The organism is Sutterella wadsworthensis (genome assembly GCF_003315195.1).
Taxonomy (GTDB): domain Bacteria; phylum Pseudomonadota; class Gammaproteobacteria; order Burkholderiales; family Burkholderiaceae_F; genus Sutterella; species Sutterella wadsworthensis.
In genome coordinates this window covers 1-1,992 of the sequence record NZ_QNRV01000065.1, presented here as the reverse complement: position 1 = coordinate 1,992, position 1,992 = coordinate 1, and the positions used below count along the sequence as shown (strand labels likewise).

Below are 1,992 nucleotides of genomic sequence, written 5' to 3'. Positions count from 1 at the left end.
GTTTTTATTAAATAAAAACAATGGATTAGGAAGAATAAATAGGCCGACTTTGCGTCAGATCAGGACCTCCCGGAGCTAGTCTCCGGGAGTTTGGGCGTTACTTATCCCGTCCAAGGTCATATCGGCGAAGTCATTGTTAATCCCTATAACGTTGCGCCTTTGACGGCCGTGATCCGCGACGGCGGTTATAAGCTCGATGACGTCACCGTCAAAATTCTGCCGAAACCCAACGGCCGCACGATCGAATACAAAGTCTCCAAACGCCAGCTTAAAACGCATGCAGGCGTTCCGGTGTTCGGTCTGTATCAGGACTACCTCAACACGGTGGAAGTGAGCTATACGCGAACCTTCCAGGGCAAGGCTGAGAAGTTCACAGACCGCTATCAGTTCTATGCGCCGTCCATTTATACCCGTTCAAACGGCATGCCTAATCAGCGGCGTCCCTTTACGGTCGAAGTTCAGAAGGTAGATCCGGAATTTGCAGACCGTCTTTACCTCGTTGACGCACAGTTGAACAGCGTTGCGCCGCAGGGCGCCCGCTTCACCTGGAATAATCCCTCGGGCGGTGCGCTGGAATGGGCTTACAACTCGAATGTCGGCATCATCGATACGGCCGGCGAAGTTCGCTGGTGGCTCTTTGATACGCTGATTGGCGATCCGGAAAACCCGTGGTACTCGGGCTACTTTATGGGCTTCCAGCAGACCAAAGACGGTGCGCTCACCTGGGGCTTCGGTCAGCGGTATGTCAAATACGACCTCATGGGACGCGAGATCTTCAATCGCCGTCTCCCCTCGGGCTACAGCGACTTCAGCCATTCGTTTGACAACGCCCAGAACGGCAACAGTCTCCTTCGCGTCGCAGCGTTCGACTACCGCCGCGCCGACAATAAGCGCGTTCACACGGTGCGTGACGTGATCGTTGAAATTGACCCGAATGGCGGCGTGGTCGATGATTGGCGTCTGGCTGAAATTCTCGACCCGTATCGTTCCAACGTCATTAAGGCGCTCGATCAGGGTGCGGTATGCCTCAATATTGACGCTTCCAAGGCCGGCCAGACCCTTTCGGCCGAAGATCTTGCCAAACAGGAGCAGGAAGGCGTCTTCGGTGACGTCGCCGGCGTGGGACCGGGCCGCAACTGGGCGCATGTCAATTCGGTTGACTACGATCCGACTGACGATTCCATCATCATTTCGTCGCGTCACCAGTCTGCCGTTATCAAGATCGGCCGCGACAAGAAGGTTAAATGGATTCTTTCTTCTCCCGAAGGCTGGCGCGAAGGCTGGGCTGATAAAGTCCTGACGCCGGTGGATAAGGACGGCAAGCCCATTAAGTGCGAAGGCAGCAAGTGCGAAGGTAGCTTCGACTGGAGCTGGACGCAGCATACGGCCTGGCGTATTGACGAAAAGTCCGACAAAGACACGGTCTACATTACGGTATTCGATAACGGTGATGCCCGCGGCATGGAGCAGCCCGCATTGGCCGAAGATAAATACACGCGCGGCGTGATCTATAAGATCGATCAGAAGAAGATGACGGTCGAACAGATCTGGGAAGTGGGCAAAGATCTCGGACACGAGTACTACAGTCCGGTGACTGGACTCTGCGGCTATGAGGCCGACAAGAATTCTGTGACGGTCTTCTATTCGACGGCTGGATTGAGCTTCCAGAAGAAGAAGGGAACGGCCGCAGCAGCCACCTCGCCGCATCCGTATCTCTATGAGTACCGTTGGGGTGAAACTCAGCCGGCAGTTGCGCTGAAGTTTACCGATGTCTTCGGTTATCAAGCCTTCCCGATCAGCGTGAAGAAGGCCTTCACGGACAACTAACCTGGGTTTGATCCGCTCTAGGCAATAAAGCGCTGAGAGCCGCAGTACGTCTGTGCTGCGGCTCTCATTATTTTGTGCGCCCGGCAGCGCACGTGTGATTGTGTGGTGAAAGTCCACTGTCCGCCCGGTCGCGGGAAGGACTAGCAACTCGGCAGAGTCGAGGAG

1 protein-coding gene is annotated in these 1,992 nt (G+C 55.2%); it reads left to right on the top strand.

What is annotated here, in order from left to right:
* Nucleotides 1–90: 90 nt before the first annotated feature.
* Nucleotides 91–1,827: an aryl-sulfate sulfotransferase gene (locus DES29_RS12265; RefSeq protein WP_236578924.1), complete on the top strand. Its 1,737-nt coding sequence runs from the start codon at nucleotides 91–93 to the stop codon at nucleotides 1,825–1,827.
* Nucleotides 1,828–1,992: the final 165 nt, after the last annotated feature.